Raw genomic sequence first — 22,999 nt, forward strand, 5'->3', positions numbered from 1 at the left:
TTAATCAATTTTAACTTTACGGAACCAGATATCACCTAAGGTTAAGCCAATAACTAAACGCTGGTATTGCTCCTCCAACATATTATCCGCAAGTGTTCCTCGTTTCCCGATTTGATAGGATACGTTGATGTAATTCAAAAAATTACGCAAAGGTAACGCTACGCCAAAGGAAACACTTTGGTCTTTCGCATATTTACCGTTCCCTACAAAATCATAAGGCGTTGTGGTTTGAGACACCCCGACCCGATAGGTAACACGCTTAAAGAAATTCGAAATCGATTCAAAGTCAGGTGTATACTCAGCACCAATCGAAACTTGTTGGCTTACAGGCAACACGGCACTGCGACCTAAATTATTGTCAACTTTCGTCCAATCCGTCCGAACATAATCGACACCAACCATCCAGTGCGCAAGTCTTTCGACGCTGAAACCAACGCGAGACGAAACAGGTAATTGCTGCGTAAAAGATTGTGCTTTCGCCAGTGTATCCGAGTTGATTACATTCAAGCCCCCTAAATCATAGGTCACAAATCGTTTTAATACTTTCGAATTCAGCGAAGGACTTAGATCCATCGTGGCACCTAAATTAAGCACAATATCATCCTTCAACACTTTTCTCCAAGCTGCTCCCGCCTTAAAGGTTATATCACTATAGTGCGCTTGATTCTCCAGTTGAATTTTATAATACTGGCCATCAGATAGGTTTTGAGTACCCACATTGCGATTTACAGCCCCAAACAAAAAACCCATTTCTAGGCCTACATAAAGTTCTTTTCCGATACGAACACCATTGGAAATGCTAAGTTTACTAACACCCCCATCACCTTTGTAGGTGTACAAAAGGCTGTCAACGCCTAATACATTTAGTCGGCGGTATGATCGTGTTTCGTAATTCACTGATGAATAGGGACGAACGCCAAACGACATCGTCCAACGGCTTGGAATAACGGGTACTGTTAGGTTCACCGACTGGTAATTACCCCCCAAAACTTGTTGGCGCTGACGGTAATCTTGCATGTCTTTTAGCTCAACATTCACACCCGCTTCGAACATGGTGTAATGATTACGAACTAATAAAGCAGGATTTATTTGATTTGAGTAAATACCATTTGTATTGGAAACACCTATGCCACCCATCATCGAATTTGAAGGAGTTTCAGGCGTGTACAATTCCCCCATTCCGATGTAAGAAAGTGGAGAATTAACAATCGTTTGAGCGCTTGTGCTTGACAAACAAGTCACAATAAATGCGAGCATAAGCCCGAACGATGCCAAAACCTTTTTATTCAAATGAGTCAATTGATTGTAAATCATGCGGTTAAAATTCCTCCCTTTTATATCTTTCAAGTCTGCAAAGGTCGTAATTTTTTTCATAATCGAGTAAGATATTAGCTATATTTGAAATCATAATTTAAGAATCCCGCATGGAGCGCTTAAGCAATTGGTATTTTTTAGAAAACTCAGCGATTGATTTACTTTTATTCGCTTCCATTCTGTTAATTGGTTTAGCATTCAAACGTGTTATTTCCAATTCATTCTCAAAAATCGTATTGCGATTTTTCCCCGATTCATCTATTACAATTCAAGATTGCATTCAGTTACTGAGAAAGCCTTTTGAATTATTAGTTTTTTGGATATTCCTTTACCTAGCCGCTCAAAACCTACATATCCCGGAATCTTGGCATTGGGTATCCATTGAAAATTTTGGGATTCGATTCTTGATTTCCAAAGCTTTTGAAACCGCATTAATCTTAACGATCACTTGGATTATCATCCGCTTGATGAAAGTTGGGATACTCGTTGCCCAAGTCAAATGGCAAGGCGTGGAGCAAAAATCCAAACAGCAATTCATTCCCTTTTTAAACGACTTATCGCTCGTCTTTATTATTGCCGGTGCGGGCTTTGTTTTATTGGGTCGTGTTTTTGAGGTGGATGTGGTGGCGTTGATTACGGGATTGGGACTTGGAGGATTGGCATTGGCATTAGCTGCCCGGGAAACACTTGAAAATTTATTTGCCTCATTTACGATATTCCTAGACCTTCCATTTGTGGTAGGCGACAGTATTCAGGTTGGAGCCATCACAGGCGATATTGAAAAAATTGGTTTCCGCAGCACTCGATTACGGGGCAATGATGGCAACTTGATTGTTATACCTAATCGGCTTTTAACATCGCAGTCCCTCGAAAATTTAAGCGAACGAGATTATCGCCGTGCGAAATTTAACCTGACTTGCGACTTGAAAACGAGTCCAGCACAAATCAATGCCGCTATTCAATCCATCACCGCGGGCATTATGCAAGAAAATTTATGCAAGAAAAAAGAACCTAAGGTTGTCTTTGAAGGCTTTGGTCCTTATTCGCTGGATATCTCGGTCATGTTTTATGTTGAGACAAAGGATTTATCCGTGTACCAACAAACCAAGCAACGAATCAATATTCAAATTTTGGAGATACTCCAACAAGAAAAAATCAATTTAGCGAGTAGCGTGAGCGCATGAATAAAATCCAATTGAGCTTTATAGTGGCCATTTGTTGCTGCATCGTATTGCTACATTTTTACCACTTATCGGCCTATCTAATCAACTTCCCTAATTGGGGAGATGACTTTATCTTTCTATCCTATTATAACGACTTGCCTAGTTTCACATTCCAGGAGTTTTGGAAGAGAACATTTGAATTTCATAGTTACATCCATCGCATTCCGATGGCAAGATTAATTACGGCAGTCTATGCCACTTTTCAACCGGTATTTGATTTTAAAGAATTAACAATCGGGGCAAATCTGCTCACCCTGACCATTTTATATCCCTTAACCAAGCTATTAATCCGTTATCATATCAACCTTTGGCATCTAGTTGCACTTGTAGCCTTGCTATATGCGCCCAATGGAAACTTGGACAACTTTGCACTAATAGGTGTTTTGCAACACATGAGCTCGCTCGTTTTTCTCATTTGGATTTCCTACGGGCTCATCGATGAGAAGCAGCGATCATGGGGAATTTGGCTTTCCTTATTGTATCCGATGTTCAGCACAGAAGGCTTGGCCTTTATCCCTTGCACGATTTTATTATTGATTTATTTACGGGACTCCCGCGTTTGGCTATACGGTGTAGGTGGGGCGATTGTTTTTTATTGCTACTTCCTGGGATATGCATCTCCAGAAACTATTCCATCTTCGGGATCACTCGTCGAAAAACTACTCTTTACCATCAAAGGTACAATCGTCTTTGTGGGTGGGGCAATCAAGAAAGACATGACCTTAAGTCTGATCTTTGGGAGTTTATTTGCGGGCTATAGTGCATACATTATCTGGAAATATCATCAAACAAAGAACAGTGCCCTGCTTTTTTCAGGCTTAATCCTCATCCAAATCATGGCCGTGGGGGCTATGATTACCTTAGGCCGCGGGAACGCACAAGCAGGAGATTTAGGAGCTTTATTTTCTGAACGCTTTTCTAGTTATGGAATCGTGTTTATCCTCATTAGCTATTTCGCAGCCATTCAACCAGCCTTGTTCAACTTTTCATCAACAAGATTATGGCTGCTAATTCCCGCATTGAGTTGGGCGGGAGTTTCTATGCTGGTGGCTGAACCCAAATTACATAATCTACATACTCGACTAGTCGCAGATGCAAGTAATGCGTATTATTTCAATACCAATACGCTTTATCGCCTAGAGGAAAAAGAAATCAACTTACTGAAAAAATCAGGACACTACACCTTCCCTACTGAAGTTATTAGGTTGGCATCAGTTCAAAGGAATCCGCAAGCCATGCAATTAAAGCCTTTGCCGGCTTATGAAGTGGGCATTCAAGAATATGGAATAGCTGCAACAGGTATAGTTTTGGTCGAGCGAGCAAACAAACCTATTTTATTTTTACCTATCAATTCCCTGAGCCACAGCATTAAAATAAAAAAAGACATCCCCTTTGATCAGAAGATGTCTCGCTATGTATTGATTCCAGCGAATTAATTATCCAATCAACTCTTTCAAATCTTCGTCGTGAATCATTTTACGTGCATCCGCCATTAAGAGGAAACGCGTATAAATCTTGTCTAATTCGGGTTTTTCAAAATCAAAACCTAGTAAGCTTAAACGGTGACGTAAAGCCGCACGACCTGAACGCGATGTTAAAACAATCGCAGAAGAAGGAACTCCTACATCCTCTGGATTCATAATTTCATAATTTTGCGCGTGCTTCAAGAAACCATCTTGGTGAATTCCAGACGAGTGAGCAAATGCATTCGCACCTACAACAGCCTTATTAGCCTGCACAGGCATTCCCATTAAATTGGAAACTAAACAACTTGTAGGATATAGATACTTGGGATTAATACCTGTCGAATAACCCAAATCCTTATGTACATTTAAAATCATGGCAACTTCTTCCAAAGAAGTATTACCAGCACGTTCTCCGATTCCATTAATGGTCACCTCTACCTGGCGAGCTCCTGCCTGAATCCCTGCAATCGTATTTGCCGTAGCCAAACCTAAATCGTTGTGGTTATGCATCGAAATCGTCGCCTGGTGAATATTATCAACATGCTCGTACAAATAAGAAATACGATCATACATTTGATTAGGCAATAAATAACCTGTCGTATCTGGCAAGTTCACAACCGTTGCACCCGCTTTGATTACTTCAGATGTCAATTTAGCTAGGAAAGGTAAATCTGCCCGACCGGCATCTTCAGCAAAAAACTCCACATCCTCTACGAAAGATTTCGCATACTTGACAGCCCAAACACCACGCTCAATAATTTCTTCGCGTGTCGAGTTGAACTTATGCTTAATATGTACATCGGATGCTCCGATTCCCGTATGAATACGCGGGTGACGCGCAGGTTTCAACGCTTCAACGGCCGCATCAATATCTTCTTTTTTAGCACGGGTCAAAGCGCAAACGGTAGGTTCTTTTACCGCTTCAGCAATCGCTTTTACTGAGGCAAAATCACCTGGAGATGAAATAGGAAAACCCGCTTCAATAATATCAACGCCCAACTTCTCAAGTTCCAAGGCAACTTCAACTTTTTCCTCTCGGTTTAATTGACAGCCGGGAACCTGTTCCCCATCACGTAACGTAGTATCAAAGATTTGAATGCGGTTGCTCATATTGTTTTGTTTGCTAAATCGAACACAAAACTAAATTAAATACATATAGCAAACAACAATTTCAGGCTTACAGAAATGTGAGTTTTAGACTAATAATCCACTAAAACATAAAAAAATAGACTCACAAAGAATATGAGTCTAAATATTAAGCTTATTTAAGAAAAATAATCTATTCAATCCAAAATAGAGAGAAAACAATTTTATTAAATAAATCTAATTTTTTACCAAATATCCTTCAAATCCTTCGCTTCATAGGTATGATTCCTTGTCTCATAAATGGAATCCCCAGCCTGAGGCTTCAATTTCAAGTTGTCAGCCTTTTGAAGAAAGCGCATTAACAAAGCAATGGGAGTCAAAAAGACAAAGAAGATGATTGTCAATAATACATAACCGTTGACACGTCCCAAAATTTGAGCAAATTTCAACCAGAACCGCGCAAGCAATTCAGCAAAGGCATCTGACAATAAAGCGAGCAAACCAATTCCAAATGCGATTTGGGCCAACAAATTCACATGAAAAAGTAGGCTAAATGCCACAAGGCCTACCACGATCGACAGGATGGTTTGAGCAGGATTTTGTTTTTTCATTGGTTAAAACAATGTGTAAATAAATGGCGCTAGCGCGGAGCCACCACCTACAACAATCAAAAGACCTATCAGCAAGAGCACGATGATAACAGGAGTTAACCACCATTTTTTGCGCTCTTTCATGAAATTCCACAAATCACTTAAAAAATCCATATGTTTCCAATTTATTAATCTAACACAAATTCTGTTTTCCAATCGTCCGTTTCTTTCCAAAGCGGCTGCATTTTTTTGTCAAAAATGTAATTTCCCACAACTAAATAATCCATCTCTGTTCGCATTAAACAGCGATAAGCATCTGCAGGCGTACAAACGATCGGCTCACCACGTACATTGAAACTCGTATTCACAACAACCCCAACACCCGTTTTCGCCTTAAAGTCCGAAATCAACTGATGATAGCGGGGATTCGTTTCTTCATGAACGGTTTGAATACGCGCAGAGTAATCAATATGCGTGATCGAAGGCAAATCTGAACGCAGGAAATATAACTTATCCATCATATCCAATTGCTCATAATTATCGGGCATGGTATTCCGACGGCTTGGTAATACCCCATGAACCAACAACATATATGGCGAAATTGTATCGCATTCAAAATATTCGGACACGTCTTCAGCCAATACGGAAGGCGCAAAAGGTCTGAAGCCTTCGCGGTACTTAATCTTTAGATTCAATTTCTTTTGCATCTCAGGGTTTCTAGGATCTCCCAAAATACTTCTGCCACCTAATGCGCGCGGACCAAACTCCATACGCCCCTGAAACCAACCAATGACATTTCCTTGTGCAATCAGCTCCGCGGTTTGGGCAGATACATTTGCGAAATCCGCATGATAGGTAAAAACAGCTTGATGTTGCTTAGCCATCTGCTCAATTTCTTTGTCGGAGTACGAGGGTCCCAAATAGGAACCGGCCATCGCATCCATCTTCGAGGAATCAATGATTCTTTCCTGACCAAAATAAATATAATGGGCAGCCAAAGCCGCACCTAAAGCTCCACCTGCATCACCTGCGGCTGGCTGAATAAATACCTCATCAAAAATCCCAGCGTCCTTCAGCTTGCCATTCGCCACGCAATTAAGGGCTACTCCTCCGGCTAACACACAAGCTTTGGAACCTGTCAAGCGCTTCGCTTCTTGTGCCATTAAGATGACAATTTCTTCCGTGATTTCCTGAATGGCCAATCCTAAATCACAATGCTTTTGCTCTAAATTAGACTCTGATTCACGCGTCGGAAATCCGAATAAGACCTCCCATTTTGCATCATGAATCATGCGTAAACCCGTTGCGTAGTTGAAATAATCTTGGTTTAGCCAGATAGAACCATCCGGCTTAATTTTAACCAATACTTCTCGAATGAGCGTTTTATACTTTTCAACCTCCGGAGAACCATGGCGACCATATGGCGCCAACCCCATCAATTTATATTCACCAGAGTTTACTTTGAAACCCAAGAAATAAGTAAATGCAGAATACAATAATCCCAAAGAATGGGGGAACTTCAACTCTTTTAGAATCGACAATTGTTTCCCTTTTCCGTGACCGATGGAAGCTGTGGCCCACTCACCTACACCATCCAGTGTTAAAATGGCTGCATCCTCAAAAGGAGAAGGATAAAATGCACTTGCCGCGTGTGACAGGTGATGCTCAGGAAACAATAATTTGACCTGCTTTTTATCAAACTTTTGAATGGCAAAAAGCTCATCATAAAGCATCCGCTTTAAAAACATTTTTTCCTTTAACCATACAGGAATGGCTGTCAAAAAAGAATAAAGGCCTTTGGGTGAGAATGCATAATAGGTCTCAAGCAGCCGCTCCATTTTCAATAATGGTTTGTCGTAAAAGACAATCGCATCCAAATCACTCAATTGGATACCTGCCTCCGACAAACAGTAACGAACGGCATGCGTAGGGAAAGCTGGATCATGCTTGATCCGAGTAAAACGCTCTTCCTGTGCCGCAGCAACAATCACACCATTTTCAATGTAAGCCGCAGCCGAATCGTGATAGAAAGCTGAAATACCTAAAATCTTCAAATCAAAAAGCTTTTAATGTCAACGAAAAGACAAAAATAATCAAAAATATGGCTTTCGTCTTATCTATTTAGGAAGCGGGTACTAGATTCCGCGATGATCTGACCTACTCGAATCGACCCCGCATTCGTAAAATGCATCGGATCGTAAAAATATCGCGAATCTTTAGGCAACAAATGAGCCAAATCAATGCATGCAATCCCTTGTTCCAGTGCAATATGACGAAGCTCCTCATTATAAAGCTCAAGCTTTTCCCAATACAAAGCACCATTCATCTCATTGGAAACCTTATAGGTTGCCAAATTTGTACCCGTGACAGGATCAATGCCTTCTCCTAACAATAAGGGCTGCGTAATCAAAACGGGCTTTACGCCGTTAGATTTACATAAGTTAACCAATTGTTCAATCCGTTTGCGATAGGCAGGAATGAGCTGCTTTTGCTTCATTACGACTGTATTTCGCAGGGTATCAGCCAGCAACAACGTGTTTCGCGGATTAAGTTTTTCAATCTTATCAACAAAAATCTTTTGATTTCGAGCCTTGAGCGCCTTTGATAGGTTATAAATTAAATTGGCAACCTCTGAATGATTCGACAAAGTCAAAAACGCATTTTTAAACCAACCATTTTGTTCCATTTGAACCGATTTCCCCAGCACCATCCGATTATCAAATTGGTTCAAATCTTGTCGGTCCATGTCATTCACCCCCACCAAAAAGTAAATGTAATCCGGCTTATATTTTAACACAACATCCTTCAATAACAACAAATGGCCAAAACTGGAATGGCCATTAAGGCCTGCATTATTTACCCAAATTTTGGCTTGCTTCTTTCTTAATTCAGACTGCATCACCTGAGGCCAGGCCTTATCTTCAGAAATGAAGAAGCATTCAGTTGTACTTCCACCTACTGTAATAATTTTAAGAAATGACCTATCTCGAGGCATCTCTTCCCCACGAAATCCCATCGAATTTTTTTTATGCACGATGACCGAATCAAAACAAGGATAGGTGTTCGTAAACTGATACGATTGATTGATGGGCAAAACGATTTTGTCCCCCTTGATTCGGAACGGAATGGGATTGTAAATGCGCAACAAAACTTCAAGTGCGAACGCAATGAATACGAGCAAATAGCCTACGTAGAGCGTTGATTTCCAGATTTTACGCATTGATTTTGAGATTAAACAACAAAGCTAGCCTGTCAAGCACGAAAATCAAAACGTATAGGTTTAATTATGAGCTATGGCCTTAATTTCCGGAAAACGTTTGGTATCAAAATTGCCTCCTGAAATGACACAAACAACCGTTTTGCCTTGAATTTCTGAACGCATTTGCTCTAGTGCAGCCACAGATAATGCACCAGCAGGTTCCACGATCATGCCGTAGTATTGATACAAATCCAACATGGTTTGACAGAGCACTTGCTTTTCTACGACCAACATACGATCCAGTACTTTTTCACATATACCAAAGGTCTTTGCTCCTACCCGCTTAACGGAGGCTCCATCTACAAAGGAATCGATGGAATCTAACGTGACCACCTGGTGAGCGGCGAGACTTTCCGACATGGAAGGCGCCAAAGCAGGTTCCACACCGATTAATTTAGTTCCCGGTGAAAGGGCTTTTAATACCAAACCTGAACCTGCAGCAAGCCCGCCTCCACCAATCGCCACCAGCATAAAATCAGCAGGGCTGGGTAATTGATCTACGATTTCCAATGCAACCGTTGCTTGACCCGCTATGATATCATAATCATCAAAAGGCGGAATAAAAATGGACTGATTTTGTTGGCAAAATGTTTGTGCCGCTGCAAATGCCTCGTCATAGGTATTGCCTACCAATTTGATTCGAACCTTTTCTTTGCCATGAAAACGAACCGCTTCGACCTTTTGTAAGGGAGTTGTTTTCGGCATAAAAATATAAGCTTGAATACCAAGCAGGGCACAAGAAAGGGCAACACCTTGCGCATGATTTCCCGCAGATGCGGCTACAACTCCATGGGTACGAAGATCAGCAGGAATGTTTGCGATTTTGTGAAAGGCACCACGTATCTTATACGAGCGAACCCCTTGAAGGTCTTCCCGTTTTAGAAATATATTGGCACCAAAGCTTTCGGACAATCTGGGAGCATACAACAAAGGCGTTTTCAGAACGACGTCCTGAATTTGTTGTGCTACTTGTTTGATTTGATGAAGGCTTGGAACGTCTGTTAATTTGTTGAATTCCATGCCCTACAAATGTACAAAAAACTGCTATGCGAGCAATAAAAAAGTCGCCCAGGTTAGACCCGGGCGACTCAATCAAAACTAAATAAAATTTAGTTGTTTTCAGGACGTAAGCTACGTACAGCAGCTCCCGCTCTCCACATTTCTGAATCACGCATTTCTTGTAATTCAGCTTCTAATTTCACACGGTAATCCGGTTGCGAGTTCAAATCGATTGAACGAGCCGCCTCCGCTTGTGTTTTTACAGAGTTGTATAATTTCTCGAATACAGGCTTCGATGCATCACGGAATGGCTTCCACCAATCCAAAGCACCACGTTGAGCTGTTGTAGAGCAGTTGGCATACATCCAATCCATTCCATTTTCAGCAACTAATGGCATCAATGACTGCGTCAATTCTTCTACTGTTTCGTTGAAAGCTTCTGAAGGTGAGTGACCATTCTCACGCAATACTTCGTATTGTGCTGCAAAGATACCTTGGATAGCACCCATCAAAGTACCACGCTCACCTGTTAAGTCAGAGGTAACTTCTTTGTAGAAATCAGTTTCGAATAAATATCCTGAACCTACACCGATTGCCATGGCGATACATTTCTCACGTGCTTTTCCAGACGCATCTTGATATACTGCGAAAGAAGAGTTTAAGCCTTTACCAGCTACGAACAAACGACGTAATGACGTACCTGATCCTTTTGGAGCAGCTAAGAAAACGTCCACATCAGCTGGAGGAACAATACCTGTTTTCTCTTTGTACGTGATTCCGAATCCATGAGAGAAATAAAGTGACTTACCAGCAGTCAAATATTTCTTAACCGTAGGCCATAATTCGATTTGAGCCGCATCTGAAAGTAAGTAACAAATGATTGTTCCTTTTTCCAAAGCCTCTTCAATTTCAAATAAAGTCACACCTGGAACCCAACCATCAGCGACAGCTTTGTCATATGTTTTTCCTTTACGTTGACCTACAATCACATTCAGACCATTGTCTTTCATGTTCAATGCTTGTCCTGGACCTTGCACGCCGTAACCAATTACTGCGATTGTTTGATCAGCTAATACTTGTCTAGCTTTCTCTAATGGGAACTCTTCTCTTGTTACGATGTCTTCAACAACTCCACCGAAATTAATCTTTGCCATTTTTTTGTTTTTTAATTTATATACTATTTCGATTATACTATTTCCCAATTACCCTCGGGAAGAAATTCAACTAATCCTTTTTCCGTTTTACCTACGGCAATCCGACCGGATTTGATGTACTCTAAAATTTCCCACTTTTTCAAGTAGTTATAAAATTCTCCTAATTCTTCTTCGGTTCCATTTTTCTCCACCACAACATATTCCAATCCCCAATGAACCACTTTGGCATTCCAATCCAAATTGATCGTTTTCACGTCAATCGGCTCACCTCCTAATGGAGTAGCTAACTTGAACAAAGCTACCTCATTGAAGATAATCTCATCATCCAAATAGCCATACACCGCTAATACGTCCGTTACCTTACGGATTTGGCGCACTAACTTTTCCACGACATCACGATTTTCACTCCGAATCACAATCGTGAAACGTGAAACCCCACGCCGTTCTGTTTCCGAAACCGTTAAACTCTCAATATTCAAGCGACGACGCGTGAAGATGATTGTAATTCGATTCAGCAAACCGACTGTATTTGTGGTAAATACGGATAATGTATAATTTGTCAACATATTACTCGAGCCTTACGTTGGTTACAGTACTGCCCGCAGGCACCATCGGGAATACATTCCCTTCTTTTTCACAAACAATTTCCAATAAATAAGGAGTCTCTGAATTCAATAAGGTATCCAAGGACTCACTCAATAAATTACGATCCGTTACCGTATGTCCTGGAATTCCAAAACCTTTGGCAATCGTAATGAAATCTGGATTTTCTAACTCAACAAATGAATAACGACGCGCATGGAATAGCTCTTGCCACTGGCGAACCATCCCTAAGAAGTTATTATTCAAAATGATAATCTTCACTGGAAGTTTACTCTGCGCAATGGTTCCTAACTCCTGTAAGGTCATTTGGAAACCACCATCACCGATCACCGCCACAACCTCACGTTCTGGCACGGCAACTTTCGCACCGAAAGCCGCTGGCAAGGCAAAGCCCATCGTACCGGCACCACCTGAAGTAACAATCGAATTTCTTTTCTTAAATCGATAGTAACGATTCGTCACCATCTGATGTTGGCCTACATCCGTCACCACAACCGCCTCACCTTTCGTCTTGTCGGACATCATCGCAATCGCCTCGCCCATTTTAATTTGATCTCCTTCATGGAAAACATCTTTCAGCGTGATTTTCTCGTGTTCTTCTTTGAAATAATGATCAAACTCCGCGCGCCATTCTAAATGCTCCGCTGGCTTAATCAAAGGCAACAAAGCTTGTAAAGCTGCTTTGGCATCACCCACAACGGGAGCATCTGCTTTCACATTTTTATCGATTTCAGCCGGGTCAATTTCAATATGAACAACTTTAGCTTGTTTCGCATAAGTTGATAAATCTCCCGTAATACGGTCATCAAAACGCATCCCGATCGCAATCAATACGTCACAAGAATTTGTCAAGACATTCGCACCGTAATTTCCGTGCATACCTGGCCAGCCCACATACATGGGGTGATCTGCATCCATCGCCGACATGCCCAAAAGGGTCGTCGCAACGGGAATACCCGCCTTGTCAACCAAGGCATTCAATTCCGCCTCCGCGCCAGCAATTAACACACCATGACCCGCTAAAATATACGGTTTCTTGGCAGAATTAATCAGTTTGGCAGCAGCCTCCACATGTTCTTGTTTCGGCTCCACACGAGGTTTGTACGAAATAATCGACGTACATGGTTTATATTCAAATGGTTCAGTCATCATTTCCGACTGTGCCGTACGCGTAATATCAATTAAGACAGGACCTGGTCGGCCAGATTCCGCAATGTAAAATGCTTTTGCAATGATTTCAGGAATCTCATTCGGATCCATCACCTGGTAATTCCATTTGGTTACCGGCATGGAAATACCAATCAAATCACATTCTTGAAAAGCATCCGTTCCTAATAAATTTCCTTTTACTTGGCCTACGATACATACCAAAGGTGTTGAATCCAACATCGCATCGGCAATCGGCGTAATTAAATTGGTTGCACCCGGACCTGAAGTCACCATGCAAACACCCGCCTTATTGAGCATACGAGCATACCCTTGGGCAGCATGTCCTGCACCTTGTTCATGGCGCACCAAAATATGCTTTAAACGATCTTGATAATCATATAAAGCATCATAAGTAGGCATAATAGCCCCACCTGGGTATCCGAAAATAGTTGTAACCCCTTGCGCGACCAACGACTCCATAATAGCCTGTGCCCCCGTCAAGAATTTCTTCTGCTCGGGTTGTTTTGAATCAGCGGGTTGGGTTTGGGTTTGTCCCATGGTCTTTTACTATTTTGTCTCAATTCTAAAACGAATAGCTAATTTAAGCCTTCGTGCTTTAGAAAAAAATTGAATTGTTGATTTTTTACAAATCTGTTACACAACCTTGGCTGGCTGAGGCAACATTCTTTATATACTTACGCAAAACTCCGGATGTATGCGGTGAAACACGTGGTTTCCAAGCTTTCCGGCGTTCTGCTAATTCTTCATCAGATACATGCAAGATGATTTTGTTATCGACCGCATCAATGGTAATCTTGTCCCCATCTTTTACCAAACCGATATTTCCACCTTCTTGTGCTTCCGGCGTGACGTGGCCTACCACAAATCCATGGGTACCTCCCGAGAAACGACCATCTGTGATCATCGCAACTGAATTACCTAATCCAGCTCCCATCAAAGCAGAAGTTGGCTTCAACATTTCTGGCATTCCTGGCCCCCCTTTTGGGCCTTCGTTACGAATAACGACAACATGACCCGCTTTAATTTCTCCTTTTGATAAGAATTCCATCACCTCTTCCTCACGCTCACAAACTTTGGCAATTCCCTCAAAACGCTCACCCTCTTTTCCTGTGATCTTAGCTACCGCTCCTTCTGTGGCCAAATTGCCATATAAAATTTGCAAGTGACCCGTTGGCTTCATTGGATTCGAGATCGGGTACACAATTTTTTGTGTCTCAAAATTCAAATCCGGCGCATCAGCAAGATTCTCCGCCATTGTCTTTCCCGTAACGGTTAAACACTCCCCATGCAAGAATCCTTCTTTCAATAAATATTTCAAAATAGCTGGCATTCCTCCGATTGCCAACACATCTTCCATGTAGTATTTACCAGACGGTTTCAAATCTGCCAATAACGGCGTACGATCAGAAATCGCTTGAATATCTTTCAAACTAAATTCAACACCAGCCGAATGCGCAATCGCCAAATAGTGTAAAACAGCATTCGTACTTCCGCCCAAGGCCATTACGACAGTCATCGCATTTTCGAATGCTTTGCGTGTCATGATGTCACGTGGACAAATATTTTTCTCCAATAACACCTTCATCGCTGCACCAATTGCCAAACACTCGGCTTTTTTGCCTTCGTGCGTCGCTGGATACGTAGATGAATTTGGCAAAACCAAACCCATAGCCTCCATGGAAGAAGCCATCGTATTCGCTGTGTACATACCACCACAAGCCCCAGGACCCGGAATCGAATTACGAATTACACCTTCATAATCTTCATCGGAAATGTTTCCTGCATATTTCTTCCCTAAAGCTTCAAAAGCTGAAACAATGTCTAATTTTTCTCCTTTGTAAGAACCGGAACGAATGGTTCCGCCGTAAACCAACATACCTGGTCGGTTCACACGTGCCAAAGCCATCATAGCACCAGGCATATTTTTGTCGCAACCTACGACAGCGATCACGCCATCATACCATTGCGCACCCACAACATTTTCAATAGAATCTGCGATAATATCACGAGAGGGCAAGGAATAACTCATCCCATCATTCCCGTTTGTCATACCATCCGATACTCCAATGGTGTGAAAAATCAAACCCACCATGCCATTCTCTTGAATCCCTTTCTTCACGTGAACAGATAAACCATTCAAGTGCATATTACACGGATTACCCTCATAACCTGTACTTGCGATACCGATTTGAGCCTTGTTCATATCCTCTGGAGTCAATCCAATGCCATAAAGCATCGCTTTCGCCGCCGGATTTGTCACTTCTTGTGTAAGTGTTCTTGAGAATTTATTTAATGACATACGAGTAAATTTTTACAAACAACAAATATACGCAATCCTATTTGTTCAAGCCAAAGGATTGCCAAACAATATATGGCCAATCAAGGAAATACAAAATAAATTATTTGTTTTCCCCTACTTGCTGACGCCACATGGCATAGTATAAACCTTTGTCGGCCAGCAAACTATCATGATTCCCTGATTCGACTACCTTACCTTTCTCCAACACATAAATACGTGTTGCATGCATGATGGTCGATAAACGGTGCGCAATCAAGATAGTCAAATGTTCTGATGCCTGCGAAACCGCACGAATCGTTTCCGAAATCTCTTCTTCCGTTAAGGAATCCAAAGCAGAAGTCGCTTCGTCGAAAACCAATAAGTTAGGATCACGCAATAAGGCTCGAGCGATACTTAGTCGTTGCTTTTCACCGCCGGACACTTTTACCCCTCCTTCACCAATTAATGAATCCAAACCTTTATCGGCACGGGCTAATAAACTTTGGCAGGCTGCTTTTTCCAACACCTCCATGCATTGTGCATCGGTCGCATTGGGATTGACGAACAATAAATTTTCACGAATAGAGCCGGAAAACAATTGTGTATCTTGGGTTACAAAGCCAATTTTCTTGCGCAATTGATCAAAATCAATCGCATCGCCCGCTTCGCCATTGTAGAATACCTGTCCTTTTTTCGGTCGGTAAAGACCTACCAACAATTTCACCAAGGTCGATTTACCAGCACCCGAAGGTCCCACAAAAGCAATCGTCTCTCCACCTTTGACTTGGAAGGAGATATCGGATAATGCTTCTTGGGTCGCGGATTGATGTTGGAACGAAACATGATCAAATGTCAAATCCTGAATGTGCGTAATTGCCTTTGGATTTTCCGGCTTCTTCTCACCAGGAATCGACAAGATGGTTTCAAAATTCTGTAGTGACACCTCGGCCTCGCGGAAGGTATTTACCACATTCCCAATTTCCTGTAAAGGATTGAAAAGGAAGAAGGAATAGATGTTCAACGAATAAAATTGACCGATCGTGATTTGACCCTTGTAGATTAAATAAATCAAGACAACCACCATGAGCATGCGAAGTAAGTTCACACATGTCCCTTGCACAAAAGCCATCGAGCGCACGTAACGTACTTTTTTCAGCTCCAACTTGAGAATTTTCTCTGTAGTCGCATTCAAATGGGCAATTTCTTGCTCGGCCAAACCGAGTGATTTCACCAATTCGATGTTGCGCAAAGATTCGGTCGTAGAACCCGCTAGGCCTGTTGATTCCTTAACGATCTCAATTTGAATGACTTTGATTTTCTTACTTAATACAGAAGAAACCCAGGCAATCAATGGACCCGTAACGAGAAACAAGGGCATGACCATCCAATGCACAGAAAAGGCATAAACGGAGATGAATACCAAGGCAATGACCGATTGAAAAAGGATGTTGATACCTAAGGTGATCAATTTTTCAACGTCGACACGTACCTTTTGCAATTTCCCCAAAGTTTCACCGGAACGTTGGTCTTCAAATGTTTCATAAGGCAATTCCAAAGAGTGTCTAATTCCATCTGAATACAGATTCGCACCGACCTTTTGAGTTACGGTATTGATCATGTAGTCTTGGAAGTTTTTGGCCACTCGACTCACGAAGGCAACGCCCACGGATGCTAAGGCTAAAGGCCAAATCGCATCCACGAATTGGGACATCGTATGCGTTTCTGCGTGATAGACCGCCGCTACATCATCGATGATTTTCCGGAAGATGTATGGATCCATCAAAGAGAAAATCTGATTGGTAGCCGCAAGACCTAATGCCGCGAAAACGCGCCAGCGGTATTGAGAGAGGTATTTTAGTAATAGTTTCATGTTGTTGACAAATCATTTTAAATACGCGACAGGGCACGTATAATAATTGTAGAGACGCGATACTTCGCGTCTGGTTTGCGTAGAGACGCGATACTTCGCGTCTGGTTTGCGTAGAGACGCGATACCTCGCGTCTATTTAGCGTAGAGACGCGACACCTTGCGTCTATTTATTTTTTAAGACGCGAAGTATCGCGTCTCTACATTTTGGTTACTAAAACCTTCCCAACGCCATTTCCGCCACCGTTTTACCTATCGACAAAGACGAAGTAGCCGCGGGACTAGGCGCATTTAATATATTAATTACTTTTTCGTCTTGCACGATGGAGAAATCATCGAGCAAACCGCCATTTCGATCACAAGCTTGGGCACGTACACCGGCACCTCCCTCAACTAAATCGTCAATTTGAATTTCGGGAATTAACCCTTGAAGTGCTTTGGTAAACGCTTCTTTGGAGAAGCTTCGGTACATTTCTCCGAGGCCCGTTTCCCAATATTTAGCCGCTACTTTTTGGAAGCCAGGCCATGTTAGGGTATCCCAAAGTTCTTTGGCATTGATTCCTAATTTCTTGTATCCTTCTTTTTTAAAGGCCAATACGGCATTCGGTCCAGCCTCTACCCCACCACGCATCATGCGGGTAAAATGAACGCCTAAGAATGGGAAATTCGGATCAGGCACCGGGTAAATCAAGTTCTTCACCAAGGACTCTTTATCTTTTCTCAATTTGAAATATTCACCACGGAACGGCACAATGCGCACATCCAAAGGCTCTTTTTGTGTCCATTGAGCCACTTGATCCGAATACAAACCGGCGCAATTGATAATCAATTTCGCTTCATAAACAGCTTTATCCGTTTCCACGATGGAATAACTAAGCCCTTTGGTAATATCGGTTACTTTTTCTCCTAGGTGTAGTTCGCAGCCTTTCGCCTGAATGCCTTGCGCTAATTTGGCAGCTACGGCACGGTAATCCACGATACCTGTTTGTGGCACCCACATCCCCTCGACTCCGATGACATGCGGTTCGTGCTCGCGCATTTCCTCTAAACTTAACTTCTTCAATCCATCCAATCCATTTTGTTGGCCTCGTTGAAATAAATTCTCCAATTGAACTCGTTGGTCTTGCGTGCTAGCCACAACAATTTTCCCGGTCAATTCGAAAGGAATTTCTTCTTTTTGGCAATAATCGATTAATTGGTGATACCCTTCAATGCAATTTTTGGCCTTTAAAGAACCCGGCTTGTAGTATAAACCTGAGTGGATAACGCCGGAATTATTTCCGGTTTGATGCATGGACACCATTTTCTCTTTTTCGAAAAGGGCGATTTTCAATGCGGGATTTGATTCCAATAAGCGGTGAGCTGTCGCGAGGCCCACGATGCCTCCGCCGACGATAATTACATCTAATGCCATAAAGTGGATGAGTGAAATAACTAAGCCTCAAAGATACGAAATCGAGGCGGGGAATTATCAATTAATTATCAGGTAATGACGAATATTCGAAATAGCATGGGTGATTTTTTTGTAGCTTTGTGCTCCCTCATTTGTAGCTTCGCCAAACCTTCGAGGATTGGCGAAGCTGAGGGGATAAGCACAAAAGCCTTGAATCCACAGATTGAACAATTGTATCGCATGGCGCAAAAGCCATCCCGAATTATTTTGGGATTGATGTCGGGGACCTCCCTCGACGGCCTGGATTTGGCTTTATGTCGTTTCAGCGGTCAAGGCTTACAGACACAATGCGAGGTATTGCATTTTGACTCGGTTCCGTTTGAGGAAGATTTTAAAGCGGCCATTCGAGCGGTATTTGCGAAGGAAAACATTCATTTCCCGAGTTTATGCACCTTGAACGCGCAAATCGCGCGGACACATGCCGACATTATTTTGCAAACATTGCAACGCTGGGGAATTCAGCCCTCGGATGTGGATGCTTTGGCCTCACATGGACAAACTGTTATGCACCGACCGGACCGCTCGGGCCATTTTCCGCATTCAACATTGCAAATTGGGGATGGGGATCATTTGGCACATTTAACAGGAATTATTACCCTTTCTGATTTTCGTCAAAAACATGTTGCGGCAGGTGGAGAAGGTGCTCCTTTGGCAATGTTTGGGGATTATTTTTTGTTTACCAAAGCCGGAGAAGATCGGATTTTACTGAACATGGGTGGCATTGGGAATTTCACCTTTTTGCCCGCGAATCAAGACCCCAAAGGTATATTAGTAACAGATACGGGTCCAGGAAACACCTTAATTGATGCGTGGGTGCGGGCGCATTATCCGGGAAAAAGTTTTGATGAAGATGCGCAGATAGCGCGATCGGGAAAAGTAAATACGGAATTCTTAAGCGCATTGATGGATTTATCTTTTTTCAAAGAAGCCTTCCCAAAGAGTACGGGGCCAGAATATTTTAATTTAGCACAAGTGAAATCATTAGCGCCGGCAGGTATTTCTTCGGAAGACGTTATGGCGACATTAACTCGGTTTACGGCAGAAAGCATTGCATTGGCCATTCAAACTTATACCAAAATTACGACAGGTAACATATTTGCGAGTGGTGGTGGAGCAAGAAATCCCTTAATCATGGAGCATTTGCGCGCATTATTACCCGGTTTTATTGTACAAGATTCCTCGGTTTTGGGAATTGAATCTGCGGCCAAAGAGGCGGTTTTATTTGCTTTGTTGGCCAATGAAACCTTGCTAGATCCGGGTGTGGCGCGCGACCGACGTTTGGGAGATTCGCCTTGGATGACGATGGGGAAGATTAGTTTACCTAATTAGACGTTGGACATTAGACATTAGACGTTGGATAAGAATTTAGTGTTTAAAAGAAAGATGTTTGAGGTGAATTTATCCTCTGGACTATTGACTACGGACTAGCGACTAGTGACTGACGACAGATTAATAAATTATCCTCCGGAGTATTGACTTCGGACTTCGGACTAAAGACTAGCGACTACATTTAAAACCCTAGGCTTTAGCCTAGGGACCCCAGACTGAAGTCTGGGGCTACAAATTTTGATTAAACGATTACAAATTTATTTGCCTCCGGACTAGTGACTTCGGACTAAACACTAGCGACTAGTGACTGGCGACTAGCAACTGATATATGAAATACAAATTACAAGATTACATCCTTTTTGAAAACGAGGACTTCATTGTCATCAACAAGCCCTCAGGCATTGCGACCTTGGATGAGCGGAAGGATGATTATGCGCCGAGTATCCTACGGATGGCGAAAGTTTATTCGGAGGATGCACAGGTGGGACATCGTTTGGATAAGGAAACCACTGGCGCATTGGTCATTGCCAAAAACCCGGAGGCTTACCGACATATTTCCATGCAATTTGAACATCGGGAAACCGCGAAACGTTATCATGCGGTGGTGGAAGGCATGCACGACTGGGATGGCATGTTGGTGAATTTACCCATCCTCCCCCTCAAAGATGGGAAAGTAATCATCGCGCGATCCAACGGCAAGCACGCAGAAACATGGTTTCGTTCCTTAAAAGTTTACAAAGGATATACCTTAGTGGAATGCATGCCCATTACGGGACGAATGCACCAAATCCGCATTCACCTAACTTGTTTACATGCGCCCATTGTGGCGGATGAAATGTATGGCGGAAAGGATGTTTATCTCTCGGATTTGAAACGAAATTTTCATTTGAAAAAAGATACAGAGGAGCGTCCATTGATGCGTCGCGTGGCCTTGCATGCACATAGTTTGAGTTTCAACTTAATGGATGGAAGCCCGATTACGGTAGAGGCTCCCTACCCAAAAGATTTCAATGTCTTGGTAAGACAATTGGAGAAGTATTCGTAAATTTGCAACCCTGGCTCCGTAGTTCAATGGATAGAATGTAGGTTTCCGGTACCTAAGATGCAGGTTCGATTCCTGCCGGGGCTACAAAATGACCTCAGGTCAACAAAAAAGGACATTTCGTAATGAGATGTCCTTTTGCATTTTAGGTTAAAAGGGAACTTGTGTAGCAGATTTGTGTAGCAAGTGTGAATTATAATTCAAAACTGTCCTCGAAAACTTTGATTGCCTTATCAGCAAATTTCTGTGGAAATTGCTTCAAATACCCTTGTGTTTGTTGAACCGTTGCGTGACCAAGGGCGAATGAAATCTGCTCAATTGAAGCACCACTCTCTAACATGTGGTAAGCAAATGAATGGCGACTAACATGACTTGAAAGTTCCTTAATACCCAAATCTCTTCCGATTCTTCGCAATTTTGAGTTATATCGGGAACGACCTCTTGTCAGTAATTTTATTTGGTCTCTGTTCAACCTTTTCTTGTCAAAAATCTTCAAATCTTTAAATTCCTCATATGGGAGATAATCAAACACATGTCCCGGTTCTTTCTCCCCCATAATTTCACACATTGAGTAGGCAACCATTGACTCCATTCTACGGATTAAACCTTCTATAATCATTACCTCCTCACTGTAATCATCAAACTTGTTTCTTTTAAGATGGTTGTTAAGATTGACAACGTCCAAAACCGTCAAGGAACCGAAATTCTTCTCGGTATGGATATTGAGTAATGTTTCCAATTCTCTCACGCTAAGATTTAACTGACCAATTGGATTTAATTCCAAGGCTCGTTGAAATTCCATTGGATAAAAGTAAGACAGTAGTTTCGCAGATTTGAAGGAGAATGGAACGGATAACAAATCATCGTTCTTTTGAATAATCAATTCAAGTCGTCCATCTACGAAATGTTTAAAGTTCATTAGCAGAATATCTGATACACGAAGACCTGAGGTAAAAAATTGAAAAAGGAACTGGTACTTACCTTCCATTGTCTTGATTCTCTTTTTACCATCCATTTCTTGATAGTTGATAATCTTATCTATTTCATCCTTTTTCAACATGCGAGACTTAATCTTCTCCAAGTTCTTTTTGGGTACTTGGATAATGTAATGGTCTGTCTTTATCGTTTCAAGATGTGGATGGTGTTGATTAAACTTCCTCACAAGAGTTTGGATTACCACAATGTAATTGAACCTCGTGTTGTTTTTCTTTGTAGCGGTTGGGTCCTTAATTCGATTGGTTTGCTTTGCTATGAATATCGCATACTCATATATAAAGTCAAACCGACGCAAAATTTCAATTGGAAGTCTATCTAAGTTGTAGCGGTCCTTGATGAAGAGAACCACAGAATTGACGATGGTGGTGTACTTGTTTTGGGTTGCGATAGAATCGTAATCCTTTACCAGTATCTCCCTGCAGAACTCAATAAAACATATCTCTTTCTCAGCAACTAACGTAGGTGTTTGGTAGTCAAATTTCTTCTGCGTTTTAATTTTTTGACTGAATTGGTTTTTTAACATTTGAATCCTACTGTTGATTAGAATGTAATCCACCTCTTCGTTCACCTTAACTTTTTCATTGTTCCCATCCCAAAGTTTAACCGGTATTTTATAACCAATAGACTTTCTTGATAAAGGTGTTCTATCATCGAAAATACTTTCAATGATGGTTCCTGTGTTCTTGTCTTTTTGAGACTTTCTTAATGAAAAAAACTGGTACATGACTCTTACTTAATAATTTTAAATCCTTCGACTATGAACTCCTCAATGAACACATTACTTCCCTTAATTTGAACGAAGCTATACTTCAACCTTTTGTAGGCAAAGTATCGTTTTACCCCATCTACAATCAGGTTATTTTGATTGACTTCAATTGGTTCTAATACTTCTCCATTTTCTATTTTTTGACAGAAAAAAAGAATGTCATTTAGCTTGCAGTGGTATCCTTTTTTAACGTGTAACTCTTTAATAGAAATTCTTGTAGTACCTTGGTTGTAACCAAGGTTTGAATGGAAGCCTCTTGGTTGGATAGCCTCCTTCAAATCCACAAAAACTTCATTATTTGTTTTCACTTTATGTCCTTTAATTGGAAGCAATATTTAATACAAAAAGGACATTCAGTGCAATTATAAGCCTTTTCTGTATTTTCAACTGCATTGGGTTTTACC

General features: G+C 41.7%; 19 protein-coding genes and 1 tRNA gene. 5 read left to right on the forward strand and 15 right to left on the reverse strand.

The annotated features are described in order from the left end of the window. Positions 1–1,374: a hypothetical protein gene (locus tag V7S75_RS05105; protein WP_459511931.1), complete on the reverse strand. Its 1,374-nt coding sequence runs from the start codon at positions 1,372–1,374 to the stop codon at positions 1–3. A gap of 50 nt (positions 1,375–1,424) precedes the next feature. On the opposite strand from V7S75_RS05105, the gene V7S75_RS05110 reads away from it, so the two are divergent. Then, positions 1,425–2,498 (forward strand): mechanosensitive ion channel family protein, encoded by a 1,074-nt coding sequence (locus V7S75_RS05110; RefSeq protein WP_459511933.1) that lies wholly within the window; start codon positions 1,425–1,427, stop codon positions 2,496–2,498. Beyond that, entirely contained in the window at positions 2,495–3,973 is a 1,479-nt protein-coding gene (locus V7S75_RS05115) for a hypothetical protein (RefSeq protein ID WP_459511935.1), read from the forward strand. Before V7S75_RS05110 ends, V7S75_RS05115 begins: the two co-directional genes overlap by 4 nt. Here V7S75_RS05115 and V7S75_RS05120 read toward each other — a convergent pair whose 3' ends face one another. The 12 genes from V7S75_RS05120 to lhgO all read right to left on the reverse strand — a co-directional run bounded on the left by V7S75_RS05120 (position 3,974) and on the right by lhgO (position 18,423). Further along, the gene (locus V7S75_RS05120) at positions 3,974–5,113 is read right to left on the reverse strand and encodes a 2-isopropylmalate synthase (RefSeq protein WP_459511937.1); all 1,140 of its coding nucleotides are present in this window, start codon (positions 5,111–5,113) and stop codon (positions 3,974–3,976) included. A gap of 221 nt (positions 5,114–5,334) precedes the next feature. Continuing rightward, complete coding sequence (locus V7S75_RS05125) at positions 5,335–5,700, reverse strand: SxtJ family membrane protein (protein WP_459511938.1); 366 nt, start codon at positions 5,698–5,700, stop codon at positions 5,335–5,337. A 3-nt stretch (positions 5,701–5,703) separates the two neighbouring features. After that, complete coding sequence (locus V7S75_RS05130) at positions 5,704–5,853, reverse strand: DUF5989 family protein (RefSeq protein WP_459511940.1); 150 nt, start codon at positions 5,851–5,853, stop codon at positions 5,704–5,706. A 14-nt stretch (positions 5,854–5,867) separates the two neighbouring features. Then, a complete protein-coding gene (locus V7S75_RS05135; protein WP_459511942.1) occupies positions 5,868–7,733 on the reverse strand; it encodes a carbamoyltransferase family protein in 1,866 nt (621 codons plus the stop codon). A 59-nt stretch (positions 7,734–7,792) separates the two neighbouring features. Then, positions 7,793–8,899, reverse strand: coding sequence for an SGNH/GDSL hydrolase family protein (locus tag V7S75_RS05140; RefSeq protein WP_459511943.1), 1,107 nt, complete (start codon positions 8,897–8,899; stop codon positions 7,793–7,795). A 60-nt stretch (positions 8,900–8,959) separates the two neighbouring features. Continuing rightward, positions 8,960–9,958, reverse strand: a complete 999-nt coding sequence (gene ilvA / locus V7S75_RS05145) for a threonine ammonia-lyase IlvA (protein WP_459511944.1) — start codon at positions 9,956–9,958, stop codon at positions 8,960–8,962. Positions 9,959–10,047: 89 nt separating this feature from the next. Then, on the reverse strand, positions 10,048–11,091 hold the full coding sequence (ilvC, locus tag V7S75_RS05150; RefSeq protein ID WP_459511946.1) for a ketol-acid reductoisomerase: 1,044 nt from the start codon (positions 11,089–11,091) through the stop codon (positions 10,048–10,050). Positions 11,092–11,123: 32 nt separating this feature from the next. Then, a complete protein-coding gene (gene ilvN, locus V7S75_RS05155) occupies positions 11,124–11,654 on the reverse strand; it encodes an acetolactate synthase small subunit (protein ID WP_459512332.1) in 531 nt (176 codons plus the stop codon). Between the two features lie 4 nt (positions 11,655–11,658). Further along, a complete protein-coding gene (gene ilvB, locus V7S75_RS05160; protein WP_459511947.1) occupies positions 11,659–13,401 on the reverse strand; it encodes a biosynthetic-type acetolactate synthase large subunit in 1,743 nt (580 codons plus the stop codon). Between the two features lie 85 nt (positions 13,402–13,486). Next, positions 13,487–15,163 carry a dihydroxy-acid dehydratase gene (gene ilvD, locus V7S75_RS05165; RefSeq protein WP_459511949.1) on the reverse strand — a complete coding sequence of 559 codons (1,677 nt, stop codon included), beginning with the start codon at positions 15,161–15,163 and terminating at the stop codon, positions 13,487–13,489. Between the two features lie 100 nt (positions 15,164–15,263). Further along, positions 15,264–17,012 carry an ABC transporter ATP-binding protein gene (locus V7S75_RS05170; RefSeq protein WP_459511951.1) on the reverse strand — a complete coding sequence of 583 codons (1,749 nt, stop codon included), beginning with the start codon at positions 17,010–17,012 and terminating at the stop codon, positions 15,264–15,266. A 211-nt stretch (positions 17,013–17,223) separates the two neighbouring features. After that, a complete protein-coding gene (gene lhgO, locus V7S75_RS05175) occupies positions 17,224–18,423 on the reverse strand; it encodes an L-2-hydroxyglutarate oxidase (RefSeq protein ID WP_459511952.1) in 1,200 nt (399 codons plus the stop codon). Positions 18,424–18,498: 75 nt separating this feature from the next. Between lhgO and V7S75_RS05180 the strand changes: the two genes are divergently transcribed. From V7S75_RS05180 to V7S75_RS05190, 3 genes are all read left to right on the forward strand, one after another. After that, entirely contained in the window at positions 18,499–19,791 is a 1,293-nt protein-coding gene (locus V7S75_RS05180; RefSeq protein ID WP_459511953.1) for an anhydro-N-acetylmuramic acid kinase, read from the forward strand. A 328-nt stretch (positions 19,792–20,119) separates the two neighbouring features. Continuing rightward, positions 20,120–20,836: an RluA family pseudouridine synthase gene (locus V7S75_RS05185; protein WP_377975361.1), complete on the forward strand. Its 717-nt coding sequence runs from the start codon at positions 20,120–20,122 to the stop codon at positions 20,834–20,836. 12 nt (positions 20,837–20,848) lie between these two features. Further along, a tRNA-Arg gene (locus tag V7S75_RS05190) sits at positions 20,849–20,920 on the forward strand. 106 nt (positions 20,921–21,026) lie between these two features. Here the strand turns inward: V7S75_RS05190 and V7S75_RS05195 are convergent. Continuing rightward, entirely contained in the window at positions 21,027–22,553 is a 1,527-nt protein-coding gene (locus V7S75_RS05195; protein WP_459511955.1) for a tyrosine-type recombinase/integrase, read from the reverse strand. Positions 22,554–22,558: 5 nt separating this feature from the next. After that, a complete protein-coding gene (locus tag V7S75_RS05200) occupies positions 22,559–22,927 on the reverse strand; it encodes a hypothetical protein (RefSeq protein ID WP_459511957.1) in 369 nt (122 codons plus the stop codon). Positions 22,928–22,999: the final 72 nt, after the last annotated feature.

The organism is Aquirufa sp. TARAVU-A1A, assembly GCF_054558675.1.

What these genes read in the sequence shown, in the direction of transcription:
- V7S75_RS05105 (WP_459511931.1), bottom strand. Translation starts at nt 1,374, where the DNA reads ATGAAAAAAATTACGACCTTTGCAGACTTGAAAGATATAAAAGGGAGG.
- V7S75_RS05110 (WP_459511933.1), top strand. Translation starts at nt 1,425, where the DNA reads ATGGAGCGCTTAAGCAATTGGTATTTTTTAGAAAACTCAGCGATTGAT.
- V7S75_RS05115 (WP_459511935.1), top strand. Translation starts at nt 2,495, where the DNA reads ATGAATAAAATCCAATTGAGCTTTATAGTGGCCATTTGTTGCTGCATC.
- V7S75_RS05120 (WP_459511937.1), bottom strand. Translation starts at nt 5,113, where the DNA reads ATGAGCAACCGCATTCAAATCTTTGATACTACGTTACGTGATGGGGAA.
- V7S75_RS05125 (WP_459511938.1), bottom strand. Translation starts at nt 5,700, where the DNA reads ATGAAAAAACAAAATCCTGCTCAAACCATCCTGTCGATCGTGGTAGGC.
- V7S75_RS05130 (WP_459511940.1), bottom strand. Translation starts at nt 5,853, where the DNA reads ATGGATTTTTTAAGTGATTTGTGGAATTTCATGAAAGAGCGCAAAAAA.
- V7S75_RS05140 (WP_459511943.1), bottom strand. Translation starts at nt 8,899, where the DNA reads ATGCGTAAAATCTGGAAATCAACGCTCTACGTAGGCTATTTGCTCGTA.
- ilvA (WP_459511944.1), bottom strand. Translation starts at nt 9,958, where the DNA reads ATGGAATTCAACAAATTAACAGACGTTCCAAGCCTTCATCAAATCAAA.
- ilvC (WP_459511946.1), bottom strand. Translation starts at nt 11,091, where the DNA reads ATGGCAAAGATTAATTTCGGTGGAGTTGTTGAAGACATCGTAACAAGA.
- ilvB (WP_459511947.1), bottom strand. Translation starts at nt 13,401, where the DNA reads ATGGGACAAACCCAAACCCAACCCGCTGATTCAAAACAACCCGAGCAG.
- ilvD (WP_459511949.1), bottom strand. Translation starts at nt 15,163, where the DNA reads ATGTCATTAAATAAATTCTCAAGAACACTTACACAAGAAGTGACAAAT.
- V7S75_RS05170 (WP_459511951.1), bottom strand. Translation starts at nt 17,012, where the DNA reads ATGAAACTATTACTAAAATACCTCTCTCAATACCGCTGGCGCGTTTTC.
- lhgO (WP_459511952.1), bottom strand. Translation starts at nt 18,423, where the DNA reads ATGGCATTAGATGTAATTATCGTCGGCGGAGGCATCGTGGGCCTCGCG.
- V7S75_RS05180 (WP_459511953.1), top strand. Translation starts at nt 18,499, where the DNA reads ATGACGAATATTCGAAATAGCATGGGTGATTTTTTTGTAGCTTTGTGC.
- V7S75_RS05185 (WP_377975361.1), top strand. Translation starts at nt 20,120, where the DNA reads ATGAAATACAAATTACAAGATTACATCCTTTTTGAAAACGAGGACTTC.
- V7S75_RS05195 (WP_459511955.1), bottom strand. Translation starts at nt 22,553, where the DNA reads ATGTACCAGTTTTTTTCATTAAGAAAGTCTCAAAAAGACAAGAACACA.